This window comes from Sphingorhabdus sp. YGSMI21, assembly GCF_002776575.1.
Classification (GTDB): Bacteria; Pseudomonadota; Alphaproteobacteria; order Sphingomonadales; family Sphingomonadaceae; genus Parasphingorhabdus.
In genome coordinates this window covers 1,107,596-1,129,071 of record NZ_CP022548.1, presented here as the reverse complement: position 1 = coordinate 1,129,071, position 21,476 = coordinate 1,107,596, and the positions used below count along the sequence as shown (strand labels likewise).

Below are 21,476 nucleotides of genomic sequence, written 5' to 3'. Positions count from 1 at the left end.
AGCAATTAACCGAGCAATTAAGCTGACGCTACGGCACGCAGGGATCGGCGCTATCCGCCCGCCTGTTCCTCGGCAGAAAACTTGTCCTTGCGGCGCCGCCCAAATCTCATGCTGCGTTCCAGCCGGGCGCGCAGCGCGGTATAATAAGCCTCGAGGAAGATACGTTCGTCGCCACTGCCCGGTTCCCAGCCGATTTTCTGGCAGATAGCGGCGGCCACTTTTTCCAGCGCCTCTTCCTGGTCGCCGCGCAGGACATTTTCCAGCGTCTGCAATTCATATTCGCCGTAAACCGACAGATCTTCATCGGAAAATTGATAGCTTGCGGCGGGCGCGGCCCCCTCGGGCGCGAGCGCCGAAGGGGCGACGATATCCCCGAGATTCTTTTTCACATCCTGGATCACCCAGGTTCCGGCGATCACGTCGCCGCCGCGCAGCCGGTCCTTGTTGAACAGCGGAAAAAGCATGAACATCAACAGCCAGAGAAGCCCGGCCCAGGCGGTCAGATCAACCAGCGACCCGCCGGCTTCGACCGAATCCAGAAACGTCAGCGGCAGAAACAGTTCGACGGAGCGCACGATATTGCGTGCGATTACCGCTTCCGCGGTCAGGCGGCTGCCGTCCCGGCTAGCCACGCGGATGCCAACGGCCCGCTTCCCCCAGGTGGCGGACTTGTAGCCGAGCTCGAAAAAGATGAAATAGCCGTTCAGCAGCAGGAAACTGGCTATCAAATAGAAAACTGCGATCAGTCCGAGCGGCCCGTCCAGATTTTGGAAGTCGGTTTCGCCATCCAGAAAGGGAATCGCCAGAACGATACACAGCAGAGCGATAAACATCGAGATGAGCTGTATCATCACCAGATCCAGCAGCAGCGCACCGACACGCGCACCGGCGGGAGCGATGGTGACATTCAACGGCACGCCTTCCGGCGTGACCATCACCCGGTCAAGTTTCGGATTGGCGGATCGCTTCATCCACGGGGTGGCTGCTTGGCTACCACTCATGCGTCTGGCCTCCGCCCTTCCCGGCCAAAGCCGAAGAAATAAATCAGCCACAGCAACAGCATGCCGCCGCCAACGCCGAATCGGGCGATGGTATTGTCGATCATCTGCCGGGCGAAGCCTTCGAGCAGACCCGCGCAGATCAGCATGAAGATGACCCCGGCCATGACCAGTGCAGCGCGTTTGCCCGCATCGCTGGCCGCCTTGAGATGCGATTGGGCGCCCGGAAAGGCGATCGACCGGCCGACATGGATTCCGGCAGCCCCCGCCAGCAGGATGGCAAATAGCTCCGTCGTTCCATGAATCGATAGCCAGCCGACAAAATCAACCGTCAGCCCGCGCTGGGCAAAGACCCAGAGCATCGCGCCAAGCAATGCCATATTGTGAATCAGCAACAATATGCTGGGGATGGCAAAGGCAAAACCGAGCGCAAAGGCAAGCAGCGCGACCTGCGCATTGTTGCTGAACAGAAAGGCCGCGAATACGGCGAGGCCGCCCTCCTCCTGCGCGCCGAAAAGCGTCCCGCGCAGCGCTTCTTCGCTCGCACCCGGCACCCGGACGTCCATGAAATCGGCCGGGACCAGTGCGTAGAACCAGTCACTGTCGCCGGCGACCAATATATAGCCAATCACCGCACCCGCGATCATCACCAGCAGGGCCACCCAGATATCAAATTGTATCGCCCGGACCGCACGGCTCCAGCCGCCGCCGAAAAAGCTGCCCAGCCAGCGCCTGAAGCTGCTCTGCGTGCCGTAGACCATGAAATAGGAACGCAGCGCCAGTCCCTCGAGATAGTCGATCAGGCCGGCATCGAGCGAGTTTTCGCGGGCGATCGACAGGCTGGACAGCAGCGTCCGGTAGAGCGTCGGCAGTGCCAGCACATCCTCGTCGGACAGGAGGCGGGCCTGGCCCTTTTCCATCCTGGTGACGATCGCTTCCAGCCGGATCCAGTCCGCTTCCCGTTCCAGCCGGAAGCGATCACTGCGCAGCACCGCTGCGTTCAGGGCCTGTTCGTTGCTCACAGGCTGCCCCGCCTCTTGATATTGAGATAGCTGTTGATCAGCCGGGTTCCGATATCCTGATGCGCCCCCTCGATCACGTCGATGCCCATATGGCGCAGCTTGGTCAGCACCAGATTCTTCTGTGCGAGCAGATTTCGCGCGGTCACGGCGCGCGCGACATCCTCCGCGCTTTCCGGCGCCTTGTCGATAATCCCGGTCAGTTCCCGATCCTGCAATATCACGAACAGCACCAGATGCTTGTCGATCAGCCGCGCCGCTCCCTCGAGCATCAGATCAGCCGCAGTGGGATCAGTGAAATCGGTAAAGATGACGATCAGCGAGCGCCGCTGGAGCTGGCTCTGCAGAGTCGACAGCGCCAATGTATAATTGCTCTCCTGATGCCGGTAATCGATGCGCGCGGCTTCCTGCTGCAGCCGGAAGAAATTGCGGCTGCCCGAGAGGAAAGGCGTCGACAATTCGGGTCTCGCGGCAAAGCTGAACAGGCTGGTCCGATCGCCTGCCTTCAGCGTGATATAGGCGGTCAGCAGCGCCGCCGACACGGCCCGGTCGATCCGCGGCAGGCCGTCTATCGGCTCGCACATCGCCGAACCGCAATCCAGCGCAAAGACGATCTGGTTGTTGCGCTCGGTATCATATTCCTTGGCCAGCAATTTGCTGTGCCGCGCCGATCCTTTCCAGTCGATGCTGCGCCGGTCCATGCCCGGCTGATATTCGGACAGCGCTTCAAATTCGCTGCCTTCGCCCCTGATCTTGCGGGCCAGCAGACCGAAAACGGCATCGCGCAGAAACATCTGGATGGTTGGGCTGCGGATCGCCGCGATATTCGGCACCACGGCCACGCTTTGCGTGCTTTGCTTCTGGATCTGCCGCCAGGCGAGACCCAGCGGTCCGGTCCATCTCAGCCAGAGCCTGCCAATGTTCCCGGTGCCGCGACAGACGGGAATGATCGTAGTCTTGCCGGAAAAAACACCATCAGCCGCCGGATCGGGTTCCATTGCAACGGTGACTGCGCCCGCGTCCGCCAGCCGCCCGTCCAGCCCGAGATTTCCCGACAGGCTGCGCGGGGCGATGCCACCGGCGAATTCAGCCGCCAGCACCAGTTGCAGCGGGGCGCCGATCTCTGCGCTGTTGGGCACCGCCAGCCGTATATCACGGGCTCTGGCAGCAACCAGCCCGTCGAGCAGGAGAAGCAGCAACAGCATCAGCGCCCAGGCAGCACCGATTGCCCACAGGGCGGGAACGATCGCCGCCAGAATCGCGGCGACCGGCGCGCCCAGCGCAATGAGCCACACGGCCCGCCGGGTCGGATAGAAATTCAACGCGGCGCTTCCGTCCGTTCGACCAGCCCGTTGATAATGGCGTCGACCCGCCGGCCTTCGATTTCGGCAGCGGGCGACAAGATCGTCCGGTGGCGCAGCACGGATGGCGCGAGCGCCTTCACATCATCGGGAATGACATAGTCCCGGCCCTGGATCGCCGCGCGGGCGCGGGCAGCATGAGCGAGCATGATCGCGGCCCGGGGGCTGGCGCCATTTTCCAGATCGGCGGTTTCGCGCGTCGCCCGGATCAGCCGCACGACATAGTCGACGACATCCTCGACCAGCTTCACTGACTGTACGGCTTCATTCGCCGCGGCGAGAGTCGCACTGTCGACCTGTTGCTCGATGCCGAAATCTTTCGCCACCGGCGCACCGATCCGCTCGCCATATTGGCCGACGATTCTTTTTTCTTCCTCTGCATCGGGATATTCGATCAGCAGCTTGAACAGGAACCGGTCGAGCTGCGCCTCGGGCAGCGGATAGACACCTTGCTGTTCGATCGGATTCTGGGTGGCAACGACCATGAAACGCGAACCCAGCGCATGGGTCTCGCCATCGATGGTGACGGAACGTTCCTGCATCGCTTCGAGCATCGCCGCCTGGGTCTTCGGCGGGGTCCGGTTGATTTCGTCGGCGAGCAGCAGGTCACAGAAGATCGGGCCGCGGGTCAGGGTGAAGCTGCTGGTCTGGAAATTGAACAGGTTGGAGCCGATAATGTCACCGGGCATCAGATCGGGGGTGAACTGGATGCGACCGAAATCGAGACCCAACGTGGCCGCGAAACATTGTGCCAGAAAGGTCTTGGCCGTGCCCGGCGGCCCTTCGAGCAGCACATGGCCGGACGAGAAGAGCGCGATCAGCAGATGGTCGACAATCTCTTCCTGTCCGATAATCGCCTTGGCCACCTGTCCGCGGATATTGTCCGCCAGCGTCTTCAGTTCGTCGATATTCATCCGATAAATTCCTTTTTCCAGGCGTGGAGGGCCGCGGCCCCGTCGGCAATGTCTTGTGGATGGCGGGCGCGCACGAGCTGGTGGTAGAGGGCCGAGAACCGGTTCCCGTCGCTCTCCCCCAGTTCATCCAGTGTATGATGGATCTCCTGCTCATCGGCCTGCGGGCTGATCCCGACCGCCTCGGCCGACTGCGCGCGGATCATCTCGGCATATGGGTCGGTGACCAGATATTCGCGCTCCATCCGGCTGATGAAAGCCGCGCTGTTGCTGACCAGCGCGGTCTTGCCGAAGTCGAGCCCTCGCCGCTCGCGAATCGGCGGGCCAAAGCGGTTGAAGGCCATCCAGGCGGCGGCCAGAGCTGCGGTGATCAGGCAGATGGTGGCCGACAGGAAGGGGGGAGTGAAAGCCAGGGTGAGCAGATTTTCCGCGCTCCCCAGACCATTGAAGGTCAGGTCAAAGATGACGCCGCTGTCGGCGGCCGTCGAAGCCGCCTTGACCAGCGCAAGCGCGTGGCGCGCGGTCGCCTTGTCGGCCATTCCGCCATTGTTGAGCAAGTCGGCATCGGCGACGATCACCACCGGATAGAGGGATGCATCTATTTCGTCTTCATCGGTGAAATGCGATTCATCGAGCCGGTCGAGCTGCGCATAGACACCGCCATCGTCCAGATAGGCAACCAGCGCGCTCCCGGGCGACGGTCCGCGGACGATCGTGCGGATAAATTCGCCCTTCATGCTGACCGCCTGCTCCGGCGTCGCGACGCGCGCGCCAACCGCCGAAGCCAGAGGCTTGCCGGGGCTGGCCTTTTCATCGACGCCGAGACTGACCTCGGTCAGATCCTTCAGCAATTCTTCGCCCGTATCCGCGCCCCACCTATCGCCGCGCAGCACCCATCCCTTTTTCAGCTTGTCGCTTCGCGCGACCTGCCATTTCGGCAGAATGATCATCGTCGGACCGACATAGGCCCGCTGCTGGATCACTGCGTCAATTTCTTCTGCGGGTGTAAACGGTCCGGGCGTCAGGATCAGCAGCCCCTCATCGTCCATGCCCGACGGGGAACGCGAATATTGCACCGGCACGCCCGTCTTTTCGAGCAGATTGGCCAGCGCCCGGTACCCGACGACGCTGTTGGACGCGCCGTGCGCATCGCCATTCTTGCCCGACGCCAGCGGGTCGCCCAGACCCAGCCCGTAGAGCAGGGCAATGAATGCCGCGAAGCTGACCGCGAACATGACCATGATCGTCGTGCGCTGAAAAGGATTGGCCTGACCGCTCATCCGCTCGGCGCCGCCTGCCAGCTATCCCTGAGCGCAAAACCGGCATAGGCATCGCGCGATTCCCGCCAGCCCTTCTCGTCGATCGGCAGGGCGGCAAAAAGGCCGCGCTCGACCTGGCCGGCGATCACCGCGAACATCGCGCGCGACGCATCCGGCAGGCTGTCAAAACGCCCGATCTCGCGCGACGTGCTGGATGGTCTGAGCAGGTCCGGGCGGTGTTTTTTGATATCGGCGATGCTGCGGTGGAGCAACAGGCGAACGGCCTGGTCAAATTGCCCGATCTCAGCCAACGCCTCGGCTTCAGCCAGCAATTCGCGGGCTTCCTCTTCGGCGGGCTGCCAGATTTCATCCGCTGCTGCAGGCTTTCCTCTGCTCCATTGCTCGACATAGGGCGCCAATATGACCCAGATCAGCGTCAGAACGCCCGCGGCCAGCAGCAGCAGCAGCAATATCCGGATGACCGGCCACCCCGCGACCAACCCATCTGCAACGGGCCTGAGCGCTTCGCCCAGCCGGTCGAGAAAATCCGTCCACCATTGCGGCATGACCGGAGGCTCGGGTGCAGCGGCCGGTGTGAACTGGACATTCGCATCCGCGCGCACGTCCTTCCAGGCGAGGTCGAACGACGCGGTGTTACTGTCACCCTTTACTTGTACGTCCCTTGCCACAATGAAGATGTCGCAGAAACCGACGGATCGGGCAAGTGGCAAGATCGCTGTTTTGTTGCGCTTTACCTCCGCCGCAATTTATGACAACTTGACTCGATAGAGAAACCAGGGGGGAATATGATATGGCCGACGCAGCAGAGCATCTGGATATTGGACGGGTCCTGAACAACACTTTTGGTGTTATCATGCGCAATCCGCTGATTTTTCTCGGGCTGTCATTCCTGATTGTCGCTCTGCCACAGGCTCTTGTTCAACTGGCCACCGGCGCGGCAACCGCGAGCAGTGATCCGGATGCGATGATGGCGATGTTCAGTTCCCCGTCCATGATTGCCGCATCCGCAGGTGGATGGCTGCTGGTCATGATATTATCGATTTTGCTGCAGGCCACGTTCATTATCGCCACGGTCAAGGATCTCAACGGACAACCGGTCAGCCTGGCCGATTGCATCGCTCAGGCTATCGGCAAATTTTTGCCCTTGATCGGTCTCGGCATAGTGATGACTTTGGGCATAATGGCCGGCATGATATTGCTGATAATCCCGGGCCTTATTCTGGCGCTGATGTGGATTGTTGCCTCTCCCGTGATGATGGCCGAGGACAAGGGGATCATCGATTCCCTGAAGCGCAGTGCGGAACTGACCAAGGGATCCAAGCGCTGGATCGTGCTCCTGTTCGTGGTTTACATCATTCTGTCGATGATATTGGGCATGCTCATGATACCGTTTGTCTTTGCCGGTCCCATAGCCATCATGCTGGTCGGACTGGTCATCAACACGCTGACTGGCGCGATACAAGGCACAGGGATTGCTGCGATCTATGTCGATCTTCGCATCGTGAAGGAGGGCGGCAATAGCGACGCATTGTCCGACATATTTGCCTGAACCCCGTTAATTCCGCCGGTACCGGCCCACAGATCTGTTGGCTTATGGGCCGTTTCGGCCTATAGGTTGCATATTGCTATTTAAAATCGGGTGAAAATTCCATGATCAAGCTGAACGTCAACGGTCGGGCCCGCGAGGTCGATGTCGACCCGGCGACGCCTATATTATGGGTGGTGCGCGAGAATCTGAACATGCCCGGCACCAAATTCGGTTGCGGCATTGCCCAGTGCGGCGCTTGCACCGTGCATCTCGACGGCGTGCCGGTGCGCAGCTGTTCGACGCCCCTTTCTGCTGCCGAAGGCAAGACGATCACAACCATCGAAGGCCTCGCCAGCGAGGACGGCACCCTGCACAAGGTCCAGCAGGCCTGGATCGAGGCGCAGGTTCCGCAATGCGGCTATTGCCAGTCCGGCCAGATCATGTCGGCTGTCGCGCTGCTCGAAAAAAATCCCCGGCCGACCGACGCGCAGATCGACGAAGCCATGGCCGGCAATGTCTGCCGCTGCGGCATGTATGGCCGGATACGCAAGGCGATCAAGGCCGCCGCCGATATCGATCAACCCGCGAAAGTGGAGGCGTAGATCATGGGCAAATGGTCAAGACGCGCTTTCATCGGCGCCGGCGTCGCAGCCGGTGGTGCTCTGATCGTCGGCGTTGCCGTCCGTCAGGGCAATCCGATCGACGAACTGGGTCCGCTGCTCACCAATGGCGAGAATGAACAGCTGCTCAACGCGTGGGTCAAGGTCGACACCGACAATGTCGTCACCGCCGTCATCCCGCATGTCGAAATGGGGCAGGGCGTCCATACGGCGCTGGCCCAGATGCTGGCGGACGAGATGGATGCCGACTGGAAAAAGGTGCAGATTCTCGAAGCACCAGCCGACATGCAATATGTATCCGATTCGATCGGTCGCGATTTTCTGTTTCCCAATCTGCAGGTGCCAGCGCTGCTAGAACCGACGGTCGCGGGCGGCATATTGGAACTGGCGCAGGCCATGGGTCTGCAGTTCACCGGCGGCTCTTATTCCGTACGCGCCACCGGCCAGCGCGCGATGCGCACCGCCGGCGCTGCTGCCCGCGAAATGCTGGTGGCGGCAGCGGCGAGCGAATGGCAGGTTCCGGAAAGCGAGATCAGCACGGCAGACAGCATGCTCATCCATGCCAGGAGCGGCAAGTCCGAACCCTTTGCCGCATTTGCCCGCACCGCAGCGGAGCAAAGCCTGCCCGCCAAGCCTAAGCTCAAATCACCGGACAATTACAAGATCATGGGTCAGCCGATGGCCCGCCACGATATTCCGGCGAAAGTCGATGGCAGCGCGATATTCGGCATTGATGCCGATGTCCCGGGCATGAAATATGCAGCGGTCAAAGCCCCGCCGGTCATCGGTGCCACGGTGGAATCGATGGATGCAAGCACCGCCAAAACCATGCCGGGCGTGCTCCAGATCCTCAACATGGGCGATTTTGTCGTCGTGGTCGCCGACGGCTATTGGCAGGCGCAGCAAGCGCTCAACAGTATCAATGCCCAATATAGCAAGACCGAAGGCGACGACCTTGATCTGGACGCGATCTTTGCCCGCTATGCCAGCTATCTCGACGAGGCCGGTGAAGACGGCGGCGATATGCAGACCGAAGCGGGCGATGTCGCCAAGGGCTTTGCCGAGGCAGCAACCAAGGTGGAAGCCGAATATAAAGTGCCCTTCCTCGCCCATGCGACGATGGAGCCGATGAACTGCACCGCCTGGGTGCGCGACGGCAAATGCGATGTATGGTCGGGCCATCAGGCACCGGTCAATGCGCGCCAGGCGGCCGCCGATGCCGCCGGTCTGCCATTCGAGGATGTGACCTATCACAACGCCTATCTCGGCGGCGGTTTCGGACGCCGGTCCGACAATGATGCGATCATCATGGCAACGCGGATCGCCAAGGCAACCGGCTATCCGGTCAAGATGATCTGGTCGCGGGAAGAAGACACGGCGCAGGATCATTATCGCCCGTCGGCGACCAGTCGCTTCAAGGGCGGGCTCGACAAGGATGGCAAATTGATCAGCTGGGACAATATCCACACCCATCTCTTTGATCCCACAGACGCGCCAACCGTGCCTTATTACAACACCGCCAGTCACAAGATCCGCAAGGTCGATGTGCCGATGCATCTGCGCTTTGGCCCCTGGCGCTCCGTCGATCACAGCCAGCACGGCTTTTTCATCGAATCCTTTGTCGATGAAATGGCCGATGCCGCCGGCAAGGATGGCTATGCCTTTCGCAGGGACCTTCTCGCGGGATCGCCGCGCCATCTGAAGGTGCTCGACACCGCCGCGAAAATGTCCGGTTGGGGTGGCGCTCTGCCCGAGAAACATGGCCGGGGGATCGCCTTTGTGCCGTCCTTCGGGTCGATCGTCGCACAGGTTGCCGAAGTCGACATGAGCGGGCCCAAGCCGAAGGTGACGAAAGTCTATGTGGCCGCCGATCCCGGCTTTGTCGTCAATCCCGACGGCTTTACCGCACAGATGGAAAGCGGCATCGTCTACGGCCTGACCGCTGCGCTTTATGGCGATATCACGATCAAGGACGGCGCGGTCCAGCAGAGCAATTTCCACGATTATCGGATGCTGCGGATCGACGAGATGCCGGAGGTGGAAGTGGCGCTGATCAATGGCGATCACGAACGTCTGGGCGGTGGCGGGGAACCCGGCCTGCCACCCATTGCACCGGCCGTTACCAACGCGATATTTGCGGCCACGGGCAAACGGGTCCGCGAACTGCCCATTGCCAAGCATGATTTTGCCTGACCGGAGACCTGAAATGCTGCCATTCATCCGCGCCGTCGCTCTGTCTTCGCTGCTCGTCCTGACCGCCTGTGGCGCCGATCCCGCACCGGGACCGGTCGAACAGATCATTGTTCGCGAACCGGGCGCGGCCGCAGCCGCTGCTCCCGCCGAAGCGCCAGCCGATGCATTGCTGGCTCAAGGAAAAGCGGCTTTTGCCAATTGCGCTGCCTGCCATACACTCGAGCAAGGTGCGCCCAATGGCGTCGGTCCCAATCTCTTCGGGATTGTCGGAGCCGGGGCCGGCGAGGTTGCCGGTTTCGCCTATTCGGACGCTCTGAAAGGCTCGGGAATCATCTGGACCGCCGCAGAACTGGACAGCTTCATCGCCGATCCCGCGGCGAAAATTCCGGGCACGACGATGGTGGCCGGTGCGATTGCCGACGCGGCAAAAAGACAGGCGGTCATCGCCTATATCGACAGCGTTTCCGCCAATTGAACAAGAAGTCCGGCATGATGCTGGCGCTGCTGGCAGCCGGGCAGTCCCGCCGGTTCGGCGATCAGGACAAGCTGGGCGCGTTGCTCGGCGACCGGATGCTCGGCCTGCACGCAGCCGCGACCGGCGCGGAAATGGGCTTTGTCGGCAAGCTGGTGATCGGCACCCGCGACCATGTCTGCGCGGCAAGCTGGCGCGAGATGGGTTACGAAGTCCTGGACAATGACAAGGCCGCGCAGGGTCAGGCGACATCTGTCCGGCTGGCCGCCGCCCGCGCCATTGATGCTGGCGCGACCAGTCTTTGCATCATGCTGGCCGACATGCCCTTCGTGACGCGCGACCATATCGGGAAACTGGTCGCGGCCTTCGACCAGACAGGCGGTACCCGCACCGTCGCATCCGCCCGCGACGGTCAGCCGATGCCGCCGGCGATCTTCCCGTCCGATGCGCTGGCCGAGCTGGTGGAACTGAAAGGCGATACCGGCGCTCAAAAACTGCTGCGTGATGCGATTCTGGTGGCGGGCAGCGACCGGCTGCTGACGGATATCGACACCGCAGAAGATTTGGCAAAAGCCAATCTCTCTATCCGGCAAATCAGGTAGCGACCTGCTGAAACGCGGTCAGTCGCGGTCCAGCCTCTGCCCCAGTTTCACGAAAAAGACGATCAGGAAAGGCACCAGCAGGAAGGACAGGACGACCTTCGCCGAACCCTGACCCAGCAGCAATTGCCCGATCGGACGCTCGCCGTAAAAGGCGATGGTGATGAAAATGACCGTATCGACAAGCTGCGACAGGGCGCTGGCAATGGCGGCCCGCAAGGCCAGCATCCGGCCTTTCATCGACGCCAGCCGGGAGAAGATATAGACGTTGAGAAACTGCGATACGCCATAAGCGATGATCCCGGCGAACATCAGCCGTGCGCCCTGCTCCAATATGATCGGAAAGGCTTCTTTCGCCGGTTCGTACATGCCCGGATCGGTCGGCAGTGCCAGCACGATCTGGATCAGGACGATGGCGGTGATCAGCGGAATGAAGCCCAGACGGACCAGCCGGTTGGCGACATCCCGGCCATGCAGTTCGGCCACCGAACTGGACAGAACCACCAGCAACAGGAACGGGAAAATACCCGCTTCCACCGCCAGCGGGCCAATCGCGACCTGCTTCGCGCCCAATATTCCGGCGATACAGGTCATGCCGCCATAGAGCACGGCAAAGACAAAAAGGGATCGCGGGATGAGGTTGGTTTTCGATGTTTCAGTCATCTCAACCGCCTAGCGCGATCGGCAGCGAAAAAAAAGAAATAGTCACAACTGTGATTTTTTCTATAGGGGAAAGAATATCAAATGCAGCAGACTGCGGCCCCTCGTGTCGCGTCATCGGGGGATAATTTGCAAAGACTGGCAGTATATTGTGGTGCCAATGCCGGACAGGACCCGGCTTATGCCGAATCGACGGTTCTGCTTGGCCAGGCCATGGCGAAGCGCGATGTCGAACTGGTCTATGGCGGCGGCAGGCTCGGCCTGATGGGGATTATTGCCGATACCGTGCTTGCCGAGGGCGGCCGCGTCCATGGCGTTATTCCCGAAATGCTGAAGGATCTCGAAGTCGCGCATACCGGTGTCACGGAGCTGCACATCGTCCAGAATATGCACGAGCGCAAAGCCAAGATGACCGATCTCACCGATGCCTTTGTCGCCTTGCCGGGCGGTGTCGGCACGATGGACGAATTGTTCGAGGCCTGGAGCTGGAACGCGCTCGGCTATCATAACAAGCCCTTCGCCATCCTGAATATTGGCGGCTACTGGAATTCGCTGATCGATTTTCTCGATACGATGTCGCAGCAGGGTTTCGTCTCGGCCGAGCGGCGCAAACATCTGATCATCTCCGACAATATCGAAGACTGTCTCGACCGGCTCGCCGCTGCCTGCAACACTGAAACCGGCAGCTTTACCTGGTGAACCAGACCCGACATGAAATAGTGACTGGAAGAATCCGATGATACCGATCCTGACAAGCATTGCCGGCATGGCGCTGATCCTGCTGATTGCCCTCGCGCTGTCGACCGGGCGGAAAAATATCCGCTTCCGCGTCGTGGGTGCCGCTTTCGCGCTGCAGGCCGGGATCGCTGTGATCGTGCTCTATATTCCCGCCGGCAAGCGGGTCATCGAGGCCATGGCCTTTGGCGTGTCCAATCTGCTCGGCTATGCATCGGCGGGCACCAATTTCATCTTCGGCCCGCTCGCCGACCCGTCGATTGGCGGCAACAGTTTTGCGATCGCCGCGCTGCCGGTGATCATCTTCTTCTCGGCGCTGATCTCGATTCTCTATTATCTCGGCATCATGCAGTTCATCATCAAATGGGTAGGCGGCGGCATCCAGAAAATTACCGGCATTTCCAAGGTCGAATCGCTCTGTGCCGCGGCGAATATCTTCGTCGGCCAGTCCGAATCGCCTTTGGTCATCCGCCCCTATCTCGCCAGCCTAACCCAGTCGCAACTGTTCACCGTGATGAGCGTCGGCATGGCTGGTGTCGCTGGCACCATTCTGGCGGCCTATGCCGCCATGGGCATCCGCATCGACTATCTGCTCGCCGCCGCCTTCATGTCGGCACCCGGCGGAATCCTGATGGCCAAGATCATCATGCCGGACAATCCCGAAGACCCCGCCCCGGAAGAGCTGGTCGTTGCGGTGGAATATGAGGACGAGAAGCCCGCCAATATCATCATGGCCGCGGGCATGGGCGCGCAGACCGGCGTGAAGCTGGCGGTGGCCGTCGGTGCCATGGTGCTGGCCTTTGTCGCTTTGGTCGCGCTCGCCAACGGACTGCTCGGCGGAATCGGCGGCTGGTTCGGCTATCCGGAGCTCAGCTTCCAGCAAGTGATCGGCTATATATTCGCCCCGATCATGTATCTTATCGGCGTTCCCTGGGAAGAAGCGCTGAACGCCGGCGGCCTGTTCGGCACCAAGGTCGTGCTCAACGAATTTGTCGCCTTCATCGAACTGGGCAAGATGCAGGCGGGCATCTCGCCGCTGACCAATGCGATCGTGATTTTCGCGCTGTGCGGCTTTGCCAATTTCAGCAGCATCGCCATCCAGCTTGCCGTCACCGGCGGCCTGGCTCCCAACCAGCGTCCGGTCATCGCCCGGCTCGGCCTGCGCGCGCTGGCCGCGGGATCGCTCGCCAATCTGATGAGCGCGGCGCTGGCCGGTATCTTGCTGTCGCTGGCCTGATTCATCCCGATTGACAAAGAAACACGAGAGCGCATTTTAAGAGCATGACCCAGAACCCGGATACATTGGCCGCCGTTTCGCTCGCCATGGCGGACGAAGACAGCGACGCATTTGCCGAACAGATCGGCCGCAGCTTTTCAGACTGGGGCTTCGCGGTGGTCGCCGACCATGGCATATCCGACGACCTGATCGAACGCGCCGAAGCCATGTCGCGCGCCTTTTTCGCTCTGCCCGAAGCGGTGAAGCGATCCTACCATATCCCCGGCGGCGGCGGCGCCCGCGGCTATACGCCGTTCGGTACCGAAAGCGCCAAGGACAGCAATATCAGCGATCTCAAGGAATTCTGGCATATCGGTCGCGATCTGCCGGCCGGCCACGCGTTCGAATCTTTCATGCCACCCAATATCTGGCCCAAGGAACTCGACGGATTTCGCGAAACCTATCTCGAGATGTTCGCCGCCTTCGACAAGGCCGGCGCGCGTATTCTGGAGGCGATTGCCCGCTTCCTCGGACTGGCGCCGGATTTCTTCGTCGACACGGTGCGCGACGGCAATTCGGTGATGCGGCTGATCCACTATCCGCCGGTCCCCGAAGATTCGCCAGCCGTCCGCGCGGGAGCGCATGAGGATATCAACACGATCACCCTGCTGATCGGCGCCGAAGAAGCTGGCTTGGAACTGCTCGACCGCAACGGCCAGTGGCGGTCGGTGACCCCGAAGCCCGGCGAGCTGGCGGTGAATATCGGCGACATGCTGCAGCGGCTGACCAACAACCGCCTGCCCTCGACCACGCACCGGGTGGTCAACCCGGCACCGGAGCGGCGTGGCTTTTCGCGCTACTCGATGCCCTTCTTCCTTCACTTCCGCCCGGATTATTCGATTGAGACATTGCCGAGCTGCGTCGATGACACCCATCCGGACCTCTATCCGGAACCGATTACCGCGCACGACTATCTGATGCAGCGCCTGCGCGAAATCGGCCTGGCATGACCGCAACAGTCGTTGGCATCAGCGGCGGCAGCTGTTCCGGGAAATCGACCCTGACGCAGCTGCTGTTCGAAGCGCTCGGTCCCGATCAGTGCGTGATCCTGCCGCAGGACGACTATTTCTTCGGCCTCGGCGATGCGCCGCAAGGCAAGGGTGGCCCCAATTTCGATCACCCCAACGCAGTGGATTTTGAAAATCTGTGCGAACAGCTTGCGCAGCTCAAGAACGGCCAGGCAATCGATCGGCCGCTCTATGATTTCCCGACCCATATGCCGAAGGCGGAAACCCGGCGAACCGAATCACGCCCGGTCATTCTGGTCGACGGCATATTGATTCTGCAGCACCGGCCGCTGCGCGAACTGCTGGACCTCAGCATTTTCGTCGAATGTGATTCCGACACCCGCTTTGCCCGCAGGCTCGAACGCGACGTACGCGAAAGAGGACGCAGCGCCCAATCGGTGCGCGAACAATTTGCCAATCAGGTGGGGCCGATGCACGATCTGCATGTCGAACCGTCAAAGTCACATGCAGATATCGTGATAAATTCGCAACAGTGCCAATCCCACTATGAACAGCCGCTTCGCCTGATCCTGTCAAAAATATCAGTGCAAAATCAGTAAGCTAATCGAACCACTCACGCTGGATAGGGCCGGGCTGCCGCCAATTCAGCCGGGCAAGATTGCTGCGTTGCAAAAGTAAAATGCTGCATTGCGGCATTTCTCGTTTCAATTGAGATAAAACTGTCATTAATGGCCCCTAGGGCTGCTCGTGCTTTGGTCTGGCAGCGTATTAATTTTGCCAGCAATCACCATAAGACCATTTTTTTAATGCGGTTCATGAACGGGGAAATCATATCATGAAAATCAAATATCTTCTGGCTGTCAGCGTTGTCAGCCTTTCCACAGCAGGCATTTTTGCCACACCGGCGGCGGCACAGTCCACCGGTACGCTGGATTTCGAAAATGACGTCATCGTCGTCACCGGCGGCAGATCAAGCGATGTTGGCGGTGTAGAAATTCCCAACACGCCAAAGGCGAAACAGGTTCTCGAGGAAGAAATCATCCGGCGCCAGCGCCCGGGCCAGACGGTCAATGACATCGTAAACCTCGTTCCAGGCGTCAGCTTCCAGAATAACGATCCCTGGGGTTCTTCCGGCGGCTCGTTCACGATTCGCGGTTTCAGCGACGACCGTATTTCGCAGACGCTGGACGGTTTGCCACTCAACGATTCGGGCAACTACGCGCTATATACCAACCAGCAGGTCGATTCGGAAATCATCGAGCAGGTTAACGTAAACCTGGGCGTAACCGACGTCGACAGCCCGACCGCTTCCGCAGTCGGTGGCACGATCAACCTTCGTACCCGCGAGCCGAGCGACGAATTCAAGCTCACCGGCACGCTTTCAACCGGCAGCACCTTTGCAAAAGGTGACAATGGCAACCGCGACCGTCTCTATGTTCGTGGCTTTGGCATGATCGATACCGGCGACCTTACCGGTTTCGGTACCAAGGCATTCGTTTCGGCAAGCTACACGCGCTACAACAATCCGTTCAACAATTACGGCATTGTCGAGAAGCAGCAATATAATAGCCGTATCTGGCAGGATATCGGCAGCGACGGCGACTTCATCGCCGTGGCCGGTCACTATAACGAAAACCGCAACAACTTCTTCGGTTCCTTCTCGCTGGACAGCTTCCCCACAACGAAGGCAGACCGCTTCTACGATATCAACTATCCTTGCACGGTCGACTTGCCACAAGCCGGCACCGCCCAGGTTGACAACAATTGCGGCGCGGAATTTGACCGTCGTTACAACCCTTCGAACACCGGCAATATCCGTGGCGCATCGCGCTTCACATTGACCGATGGTCTGGTGCTCTCGGTCGACCCAAGCTTCCAATATGTGAAAGCCAATGGCGGCGGTGACGAAGAGCTGCTCGAGCAGACCCGCAACGTAGGCGGCGTCGAAATGACCGGCTTCATCCGCGGACGTTATTATTTCGGTCGCGATCTCAATGGTGACGGCGATACGCTTGACGAAGTAACCGGCCACGATCCAAGCCAGACCCGCACCCGGCGTTTTGGCGTGATTTCGAACCTCTCCTATGAGCTCAACCCGGACCACCGTTTCCGTCTCGCTTATACTTATGACGATGCCAACCACCGTCAGACGGGCCAGACTTCGGTCGCTCTGCTCAACGGTGAGATCGCCGATGTTTTCCCGGTCAACGATGGCCTGGTGACGGTTGACGGCTTCGAACTCAACAAGCGTGACCGTCAGTCTTATGCAACCCTGCATCAGATTTCCGGTGAATATCGCGGTAATTTCGGTGACCTCACTGCGGTCCTCGGCCTGCGTGCACCATTTTTCACGCGCGAGCTGAACCAGAATTGCTACACGACCTCAGCCAGCGGTTTCCTCGATTGCATAGGTGGAACCAGTGCCGCCTATGAAGCAGCAAACCCATATGTGTACGATCCGGTAACCAACGATGCCAGCGGTTCGGCCCTGCCTACGTCGCGTACATATAAATATGACGACATTCTGCCGAATGTCGGCCTGACTTATGCTTTCGGAAGCGCATCGGTATTTGCAAACTATGCCAAGGGCCTCTCGGTACCGGCAACCGATCCACTGTATGACTCGCTTTACTTCCCTGAAGATGCGCCGGGCGTACAGCCGGTTCCGGAAACCACCGACAGCCTCGATCTCGGACTGCGTTACCAGACCGGTAACATACAGGCCCAGTTCGCTGGCTGGTTCACGCGCTACAACAACCGTCTGGCCTCGGCCTATAACCCGCTTCTGGAAGAAACAATCTTCCGGAATCTGGGTCGCGTCGACAAATATGGTCTGGATGGTTCGATCGCATGGACACCCACACGTGACACAATGGTTTATCTCTTCGGTTCGATCAACGAGTCGGAAATCAAGGATAATGTCCAGACCGGCAATTGCACCGCAGACGATCTGACCGATGGCGTTGCGCAATGTACCGCTGTTGGCGATCCGATCTTCGCCCTGACCGCAGGCAAGAACGAGAGTGGCGCTCCGCTGTGGACCGTTGGCGCCCGTGTGCAGCAGCGGTTTGGTGACTTTGAACTGGGTGCCCAGGTCAAGCACACCGGCAAACGCTGGGTGAATGACACCAACGAACGCTCTGTCGGTGGCTACACGCTGGTCGACCTCGACCTGCGCTGGACGATCACGCAGAACCCGTTCGGTGACGATGTTGCGCTTCAGCTGAACGTGACCAATCTGTTCGACGAACTCTATGTCGGCGGCTTTGGCGGCGACCTCGACGGCAACTCGCCGTTCGTGCAGATCGGTGCTCCACGCGCCGCTAGCATCTCGCTGATCTTCGGCTACTAAGCCGGAAAGCTCTCCGGCCCGGTGTGATTGATCATTGCACCGGTCCACAGGACAAAGGAAAACGGCGGTGCTGCAAAGCGCCGCCGTTTTTCATTGCGGCGTGCTCCGCCGCCAACCGGGAAAATGCTACAGCCTCTACCGCGCAGCCATTTAGGGCCGGAGGCTCGGCAAAATTCAGACCGGATTTGACAGGACGCCCGGTGCTTCCGGGCACTGGGCCGCCAAGGTTGCTCTAGCGCGCTTCAGCCCTCAGCATCACTTGCTGGGCAACCATTTTCAGTTGGTCATTCACAGATTCGTCGGTGCAAATCCCTTGGCTGAATATCCCACCCGAGGCATTGATCCCGACACCCAGCGGAGTCGGCCAGCCACGCAGGGCGTGGACGATCGAACGCAACGCGGCGAGGGTGCTGCCCACCGCCTGCCAGCCGTAAGCCGTCACGATCAGTCCGATGGGCAAGCCATCCAGATAGACCCGATCATCGGTCGATGTTTCCTCGATATAGTCTATCGCGTTTTTAACCAGACCCGAGATGGTGCCATGATAGCCCGGACTCGAAATCAGAAAACCGTCGGCGCGGCGTACCAGCTCGACAAGATCCTTGCCGGTCTGGTTCAGACCGGCCGGATCCGACCGATAATGCGGCAACGCCATCAGACGGTCCGAACCGAACAATTCGGTTTCTGCTCCGGCCGCCTCGGCTGCCTGCAGGGAAATTGCCAGCGCGACTTCGGTCGAGGAGGACGGACTGGTGGTACCACCAATGCCGAGAATGAACGGTTTCTTTGTCTGTTTCACAAGGACGCCATAACGAGGGTTGGAGGGCAATTGCAACGGACTTTTGCAACAGAATTGTTTCTTAATTGACCGATTAAATTTGCGACATTAAGACCGGTTGCAACGAGCGGGCCTCGAGCGCGCTCGCCTCTCCACCGACCAAAGGATTATCCCATGCGCCAATTTACCGAAGAACAGCATATGTTCCGCGATGCCTATCGCCGCTTCCTCGCCGACGAAGTCGCCCCCCGGATGGACGAATTCCGCGAAGCCGGGATCGTTGACCGCGAGATATTCAAGAAGGCGGGCGACCAGGGCTTTCTGATGATCTGGCCGGACGAGAAATATGGCGGCATGGGCGACAATGACTTCCGCTACGAGCAGATCATCATCGAGGAAACCGTTCGCGCGGGCTGCGCCGAATGGTATAATACGCTGCACAGCCGGCTGGTCGGACCCTATTTGCAGAATATCGGCAATGAAGAACAGCGCGAGCGCTTCCTGCCGAAATGCGTCAGCGGCGAGACGATCCTCGCCGTTGCAATGACCGAACCGGGTGCCGGTAGTGATCTTTCGGGCATGAAGTCCATGGCAAAGGACATGGGCGATCATTGGCTGCTCAACGGATCGAAAACCTATATCTCCAACGGCATCAACGCGGACGTGGTCGTCGTCGCGGCCAAGATCGACGGTGTCGATGACAAGCATGCGATGGTGCTGCTGATCGTCGAGCGCGGCATGGAAGGCTTCGAGCGCGGCCAGAATCTGGAGAAGATCGGACTGCACGCGCAGGACACGGCCGAGCTGTTTTTCAACAATGTCAAAATCCCCAAGGAAAATACGCTGGGCACGCCGGGCAAGGGCTTCATCCATCTGATGGAAGGGCTGGCCGAGGAACGGCTGATCGGGATGGTCGGCTATGCTGCATCGGCGCGGCGGGCATTTGACGTGACGCGCGAATTTGTCATGGAACGGGATGTTTTCGGCAAAAAATTGTCGGATATGCAGAATACCCAGTTCAAAATGGCCGAAATGGACGCAAAAATCGACATGTTCCAGGTCTATGTCGACCATTGTATCGACATCCACAACCAGGGCGGGCTGACCGCCAATATGGCCGCCAAGGGCAAGATGCTCGGCAGCGAGATCGAGTGGGAAATGGCCGATCTCGGGCTGCAGCTGCACGGCGGCGCCGGCTATATGAAAGAATATGAAATCAGCCGGATCTTCACCGACGCCCGGATGAGCCGCATCTACGCCGGGTCGAGCGAGATCATGCGCTACATCATCGGCCGCGACGTTTTCAGCCAGAAATATCAATCGATCCTCGAATAGTTTATAGCGGAATAGCGCCGGTCAGGGGGCGAGTCGCCACCTGGCTAGCTTGACGTTTACGTAAACTGCTTGACTGTGCTGCAGCGCACCATTAGCATTGCGCCATATCCTTCCAATTCTTCCAGCAAGAGGAACCCCAATGACCGAAGCCTTTATCTATGACGCAGTGCGATCCCCGCGCGGCAAGGGCCGCAATGACGGCGCCCTGCATGAAATCACCGCTCTTGATCTGTCCGCCCAGGTGCTGGCATCGATCAACGACCGCAACGAACTCGAGGGCCACGAAGTCGAGGACATCGCCTTTGGCTGCGTCTCTCCCGTGGGCGAGCAGGGCGCGGTCATCAGCCGCATGGCAGCGCTGAAAGCCGGCTATGCCGACACCACCTCGGCGATCCAGGTCAACCGCTTCTGCGGGTCCGGTCTGGAAGCGGTGAATATCGCGGCGGGCAAGGTCTGCTCCGGCGAAACCGATCTGGCCGTCGGCGGCGGCATCGAATCCATGTCCCGCATCCCGATGGGCAGCGACGGTCTCGGCGGCATGGCCGACCCGACCCTCGTCTTTCAGGAATATTTCGTGCCACAGGGCATTTCCGCCGATCTGATCGCCACCAAATATGGCTATAGCCGCGATGATGTCGACGCCTATGCCGTCGAAAGCCAGAAACGCGCTGCCAAGGCGTGGGACGAGAAACGCTTCGCCAAATCGATCCTGCCGATCCGCGATGTCATTGGTGAAGTCGTGCTCGACCATGACGAACTGATGCGCCCCGAAACCGATATGCAGTCGCTCGGTGCCCTCGGCCCCGCATTCCAGATGATGGGCGAACAAATGCCCGGCTTTGACGATGTCGCCATCCTCAAACATGCCGAGATCGAGAAGATCAACCATGTCCATCACGCGGGCAACAGCTCCGGTATCGTCGACGGTTCGGCCGCCGTATTGATCGGAAACGCAATGGCCGGCGAGAAATACGGTCTCAAGCCACGCGCCCGCATCATTTCGATGGCGTCCATCGGTTCGGAGCCAACAATCATGCTCACCGGTCCGGAATTTGCCGCGAAAAAGGCGCTCGATCGCGCCGGCATGACCGCGAAGGACATCGATCTGTGGGAACTGAACGAAGCCTTTGCTGCCGTCGTCCTGCGCTTCATGGACGCGATGAAGGTCGACCATAGCGACATCAACGTCAACGGCGGCGCGATCGCCATGGGCCATCCGCTCGGCGCGACCGGCGCGATGATCCTCGGCACCGCGCTTGACGAGCTCGAACGCTCCGGCAAGTCCACCGCCCTTTCGACGCTGTGCATCGGCGGCGGCATGGGTATTGCCACGATTATCGAGCGCGTGAACTAGGAACACAGATTGCAGTGCCCCTGCGCAGGCAGGGGCC

Annotated in this window: 20 protein-coding genes; 12 read left to right on the top strand and 8 right to left on the bottom strand. The window is 59.9% G+C overall.

The window, feature by feature from the left end; translation table 11 throughout:
* Positions 1–50 precede the first annotated feature (50 nt).
* The 6 genes from CHN51_RS05480 to CHN51_RS05455 are packed head-to-tail and all read right to left on the bottom strand — an operon-like array spanning position 51 to position 6,279.
* Complete coding sequence (locus CHN51_RS05480) at positions 51–1,001, bottom strand: RDD family protein (protein ID WP_240616870.1); 951 nt, start codon at positions 999–1,001, stop codon at positions 51–53.
* On the bottom strand, positions 998–2,020 hold the full coding sequence (locus CHN51_RS05475) for a stage II sporulation protein M (RefSeq protein WP_240616869.1): 1,023 nt from the start codon (positions 2,018–2,020) through the stop codon (positions 998–1,000). Before CHN51_RS05475 ends, CHN51_RS05480 begins: the two co-directional genes overlap by 4 nt.
* Positions 2,017–3,339 (bottom strand): DUF58 domain-containing protein, encoded by a 1,323-nt coding sequence (locus CHN51_RS05470; RefSeq protein ID WP_100093121.1) that lies wholly within the window; start codon positions 3,337–3,339, stop codon positions 2,017–2,019. Before CHN51_RS05470 ends, CHN51_RS05475 begins: the two co-directional genes overlap by 4 nt.
* A complete protein-coding gene (locus CHN51_RS05465) occupies positions 3,336–4,292 on the bottom strand; it encodes a MoxR family ATPase (RefSeq protein WP_100093120.1) in 957 nt (318 codons plus the stop codon). Before CHN51_RS05465 ends, CHN51_RS05470 begins: the two co-directional genes overlap by 4 nt.
* Positions 4,289–5,569, bottom strand: a complete 1,281-nt coding sequence (locus CHN51_RS05460; protein ID WP_100093119.1) for a DUF4350 domain-containing protein — start codon at positions 5,567–5,569, stop codon at positions 4,289–4,291. Before CHN51_RS05460 ends, CHN51_RS05465 begins: the two co-directional genes overlap by 4 nt.
* A complete protein-coding gene (locus CHN51_RS05455; protein WP_123906247.1) occupies positions 5,566–6,279 on the bottom strand; it encodes a hypothetical protein in 714 nt (237 codons plus the stop codon). Before CHN51_RS05455 ends, CHN51_RS05460 begins: the two co-directional genes overlap by 4 nt.
* An 80-nt stretch (positions 6,280–6,359) precedes the next feature.
* Here CHN51_RS05455 and CHN51_RS05450 point away from each other — a divergent pair, with 80 nt between their 5' ends.
* The 5 genes from CHN51_RS05450 to CHN51_RS05430 all read left to right on the top strand — a co-directional run bounded on the left by CHN51_RS05450 (position 6,360) and on the right by CHN51_RS05430 (position 10,984).
* A complete protein-coding gene (locus CHN51_RS05450; protein WP_100093117.1) occupies positions 6,360–7,118 on the top strand; it encodes a hypothetical protein in 759 nt (252 codons plus the stop codon).
* Positions 7,119–7,219: 101 nt separating this feature from the next.
* The gene (locus CHN51_RS05445) at positions 7,220–7,699 is read left to right on the top strand and encodes a (2Fe-2S)-binding protein (RefSeq protein WP_100093116.1); all 480 of its coding nucleotides are present in this window, start codon (positions 7,220–7,222) and stop codon (positions 7,697–7,699) included.
* Positions 7,700–7,702: 3 nt separating this feature from the next.
* Complete coding sequence (locus CHN51_RS05440; protein ID WP_100093115.1) at positions 7,703–9,910, top strand: molybdopterin cofactor-binding domain-containing protein; 2,208 nt, start codon at positions 7,703–7,705, stop codon at positions 9,908–9,910.
* A gap of 13 nt (positions 9,911–9,923) precedes the next feature.
* The gene (locus CHN51_RS05435; RefSeq protein WP_100093114.1) at positions 9,924–10,385 is read left to right on the top strand and encodes a c-type cytochrome; all 462 of its coding nucleotides are present in this window, start codon (positions 9,924–9,926) and stop codon (positions 10,383–10,385) included.
* Entirely contained in the window at positions 10,382–10,984 is a 603-nt protein-coding gene (locus tag CHN51_RS05430) for an NTP transferase domain-containing protein (RefSeq protein ID WP_123906246.1), read from the top strand. Before CHN51_RS05435 ends, CHN51_RS05430 begins: the two co-directional genes overlap by 4 nt.
* 18 nt (positions 10,985–11,002) lie before the next feature.
* On the opposite strand, the gene CHN51_RS05425 is transcribed toward CHN51_RS05430, so the two are convergent.
* The gene (locus tag CHN51_RS05425) at positions 11,003–11,644 is read right to left on the bottom strand and encodes a queuosine precursor transporter (protein WP_100093112.1); all 642 of its coding nucleotides are present in this window, start codon (positions 11,642–11,644) and stop codon (positions 11,003–11,005) included.
* Positions 11,645–11,725: 81 nt separating this feature from the next.
* Between CHN51_RS05425 and CHN51_RS05420 the strand changes: the two genes are divergently transcribed.
* The 5 genes from CHN51_RS05420 to CHN51_RS05400 all read left to right on the top strand — a co-directional run bounded on the left by CHN51_RS05420 (position 11,726) and on the right by CHN51_RS05400 (position 17,972).
* Entirely contained in the window at positions 11,726–12,340 is a 615-nt protein-coding gene (locus CHN51_RS05420) for a TIGR00730 family Rossman fold protein (RefSeq protein ID WP_100093111.1), read from the top strand.
* Positions 12,341–12,380: 40 nt separating this feature from the next.
* Positions 12,381–13,613, top strand: coding sequence for a NupC/NupG family nucleoside CNT transporter (locus CHN51_RS05415; protein ID WP_100095441.1), 1,233 nt, complete (start codon positions 12,381–12,383; stop codon positions 13,611–13,613).
* Positions 13,614–13,657: 44 nt separating this feature from the next.
* Positions 13,658–14,602, top strand: a complete 945-nt coding sequence (locus CHN51_RS05410) for a 2-oxoglutarate and iron-dependent oxygenase domain-containing protein (RefSeq protein WP_100093110.1) — start codon at positions 13,658–13,660, stop codon at positions 14,600–14,602.
* Entirely contained in the window at positions 14,599–15,219 is a 621-nt protein-coding gene (udk, locus tag CHN51_RS05405) for a uridine kinase (RefSeq protein WP_100093109.1), read from the top strand. Before CHN51_RS05410 ends, udk begins: the two co-directional genes overlap by 4 nt.
* Positions 15,220–15,455: 236 nt before the next feature.
* Positions 15,456–17,972 (top strand): TonB-dependent receptor, encoded by a 2,517-nt coding sequence (locus CHN51_RS05400; protein WP_100093108.1) that lies wholly within the window; start codon positions 15,456–15,458, stop codon positions 17,970–17,972.
* Between the two features lie 232 nt (positions 17,973–18,204).
* Here the strand turns inward: CHN51_RS05400 and CHN51_RS05395 are convergent, their stop codons facing one another.
* Entirely contained in the window at positions 18,205–18,771 is a 567-nt protein-coding gene (locus CHN51_RS05395; protein WP_100093107.1) for an NAD(P)H-dependent oxidoreductase, read from the bottom strand.
* A 153-nt stretch (positions 18,772–18,924) separates the two neighbouring features.
* Here CHN51_RS05395 and CHN51_RS05390 point away from each other — a divergent pair, with 153 nt between their 5' ends.
* A complete protein-coding gene (locus tag CHN51_RS05390; RefSeq protein WP_100093106.1) occupies positions 18,925–20,085 on the top strand; it encodes an acyl-CoA dehydrogenase family protein in 1,161 nt (386 codons plus the stop codon).
* Positions 20,086–20,224: 139 nt separating this feature from the next.
* A complete protein-coding gene (locus CHN51_RS05385) occupies positions 20,225–21,439 on the top strand; it encodes an acetyl-CoA C-acetyltransferase (RefSeq protein ID WP_100093105.1) in 1,215 nt (404 codons plus the stop codon).
* Positions 21,440–21,476: the final 37 nt, after the last annotated feature.

Bases quoted from the DNA above. Each gene is read 5' to 3' on its own strand.
- CHN51_RS05480 (WP_240616870.1), bottom strand. From the start codon at position 1,001: ATGAGTGGTAGCCAAGCAGCCACCCCGTGGATGAAGCGATCCGCCAAT.
- CHN51_RS05465 (WP_100093120.1), bottom strand. From the start codon at position 4,292: ATGAATATCGACGAACTGAAGACGCTGGCGGACAATATCCGCGGACAG.
- CHN51_RS05460 (WP_100093119.1), bottom strand. From the start codon at position 5,569: ATGAGCGGTCAGGCCAATCCTTTTCAGCGCACGACGATCATGGTCATG.
- CHN51_RS05450 (WP_100093117.1), top strand. From the start codon at position 6,360: ATGGCCGACGCAGCAGAGCATCTGGATATTGGACGGGTCCTGAACAAC.
- CHN51_RS05445 (WP_100093116.1), top strand. From the start codon at position 7,220: ATGATCAAGCTGAACGTCAACGGTCGGGCCCGCGAGGTCGATGTCGAC.
- CHN51_RS05440 (WP_100093115.1), top strand. From the start codon at position 7,703: ATGGGCAAATGGTCAAGACGCGCTTTCATCGGCGCCGGCGTCGCAGCC.
- CHN51_RS05435 (WP_100093114.1), top strand. From the start codon at position 9,924: ATGCTGCCATTCATCCGCGCCGTCGCTCTGTCTTCGCTGCTCGTCCTG.
- CHN51_RS05425 (WP_100093112.1), bottom strand. From the start codon at position 11,644: ATGACTGAAACATCGAAAACCAACCTCATCCCGCGATCCCTTTTTGTC.
- CHN51_RS05420 (WP_100093111.1), top strand. From the start codon at position 11,726: ATGCAGCAGACTGCGGCCCCTCGTGTCGCGTCATCGGGGGATAATTTG.
- CHN51_RS05410 (WP_100093110.1), top strand. From the start codon at position 13,658: ATGACCCAGAACCCGGATACATTGGCCGCCGTTTCGCTCGCCATGGCG.
- udk (WP_100093109.1), top strand. From the start codon at position 14,599: ATGACCGCAACAGTCGTTGGCATCAGCGGCGGCAGCTGTTCCGGGAAA.
- CHN51_RS05400 (WP_100093108.1), top strand. From the start codon at position 15,456: ATGAAAATCAAATATCTTCTGGCTGTCAGCGTTGTCAGCCTTTCCACA.
- CHN51_RS05390 (WP_100093106.1), top strand. From the start codon at position 18,925: ATGCGCCAATTTACCGAAGAACAGCATATGTTCCGCGATGCCTATCGC.
- CHN51_RS05385 (WP_100093105.1), top strand. From the start codon at position 20,225: ATGACCGAAGCCTTTATCTATGACGCAGTGCGATCCCCGCGCGGCAAG.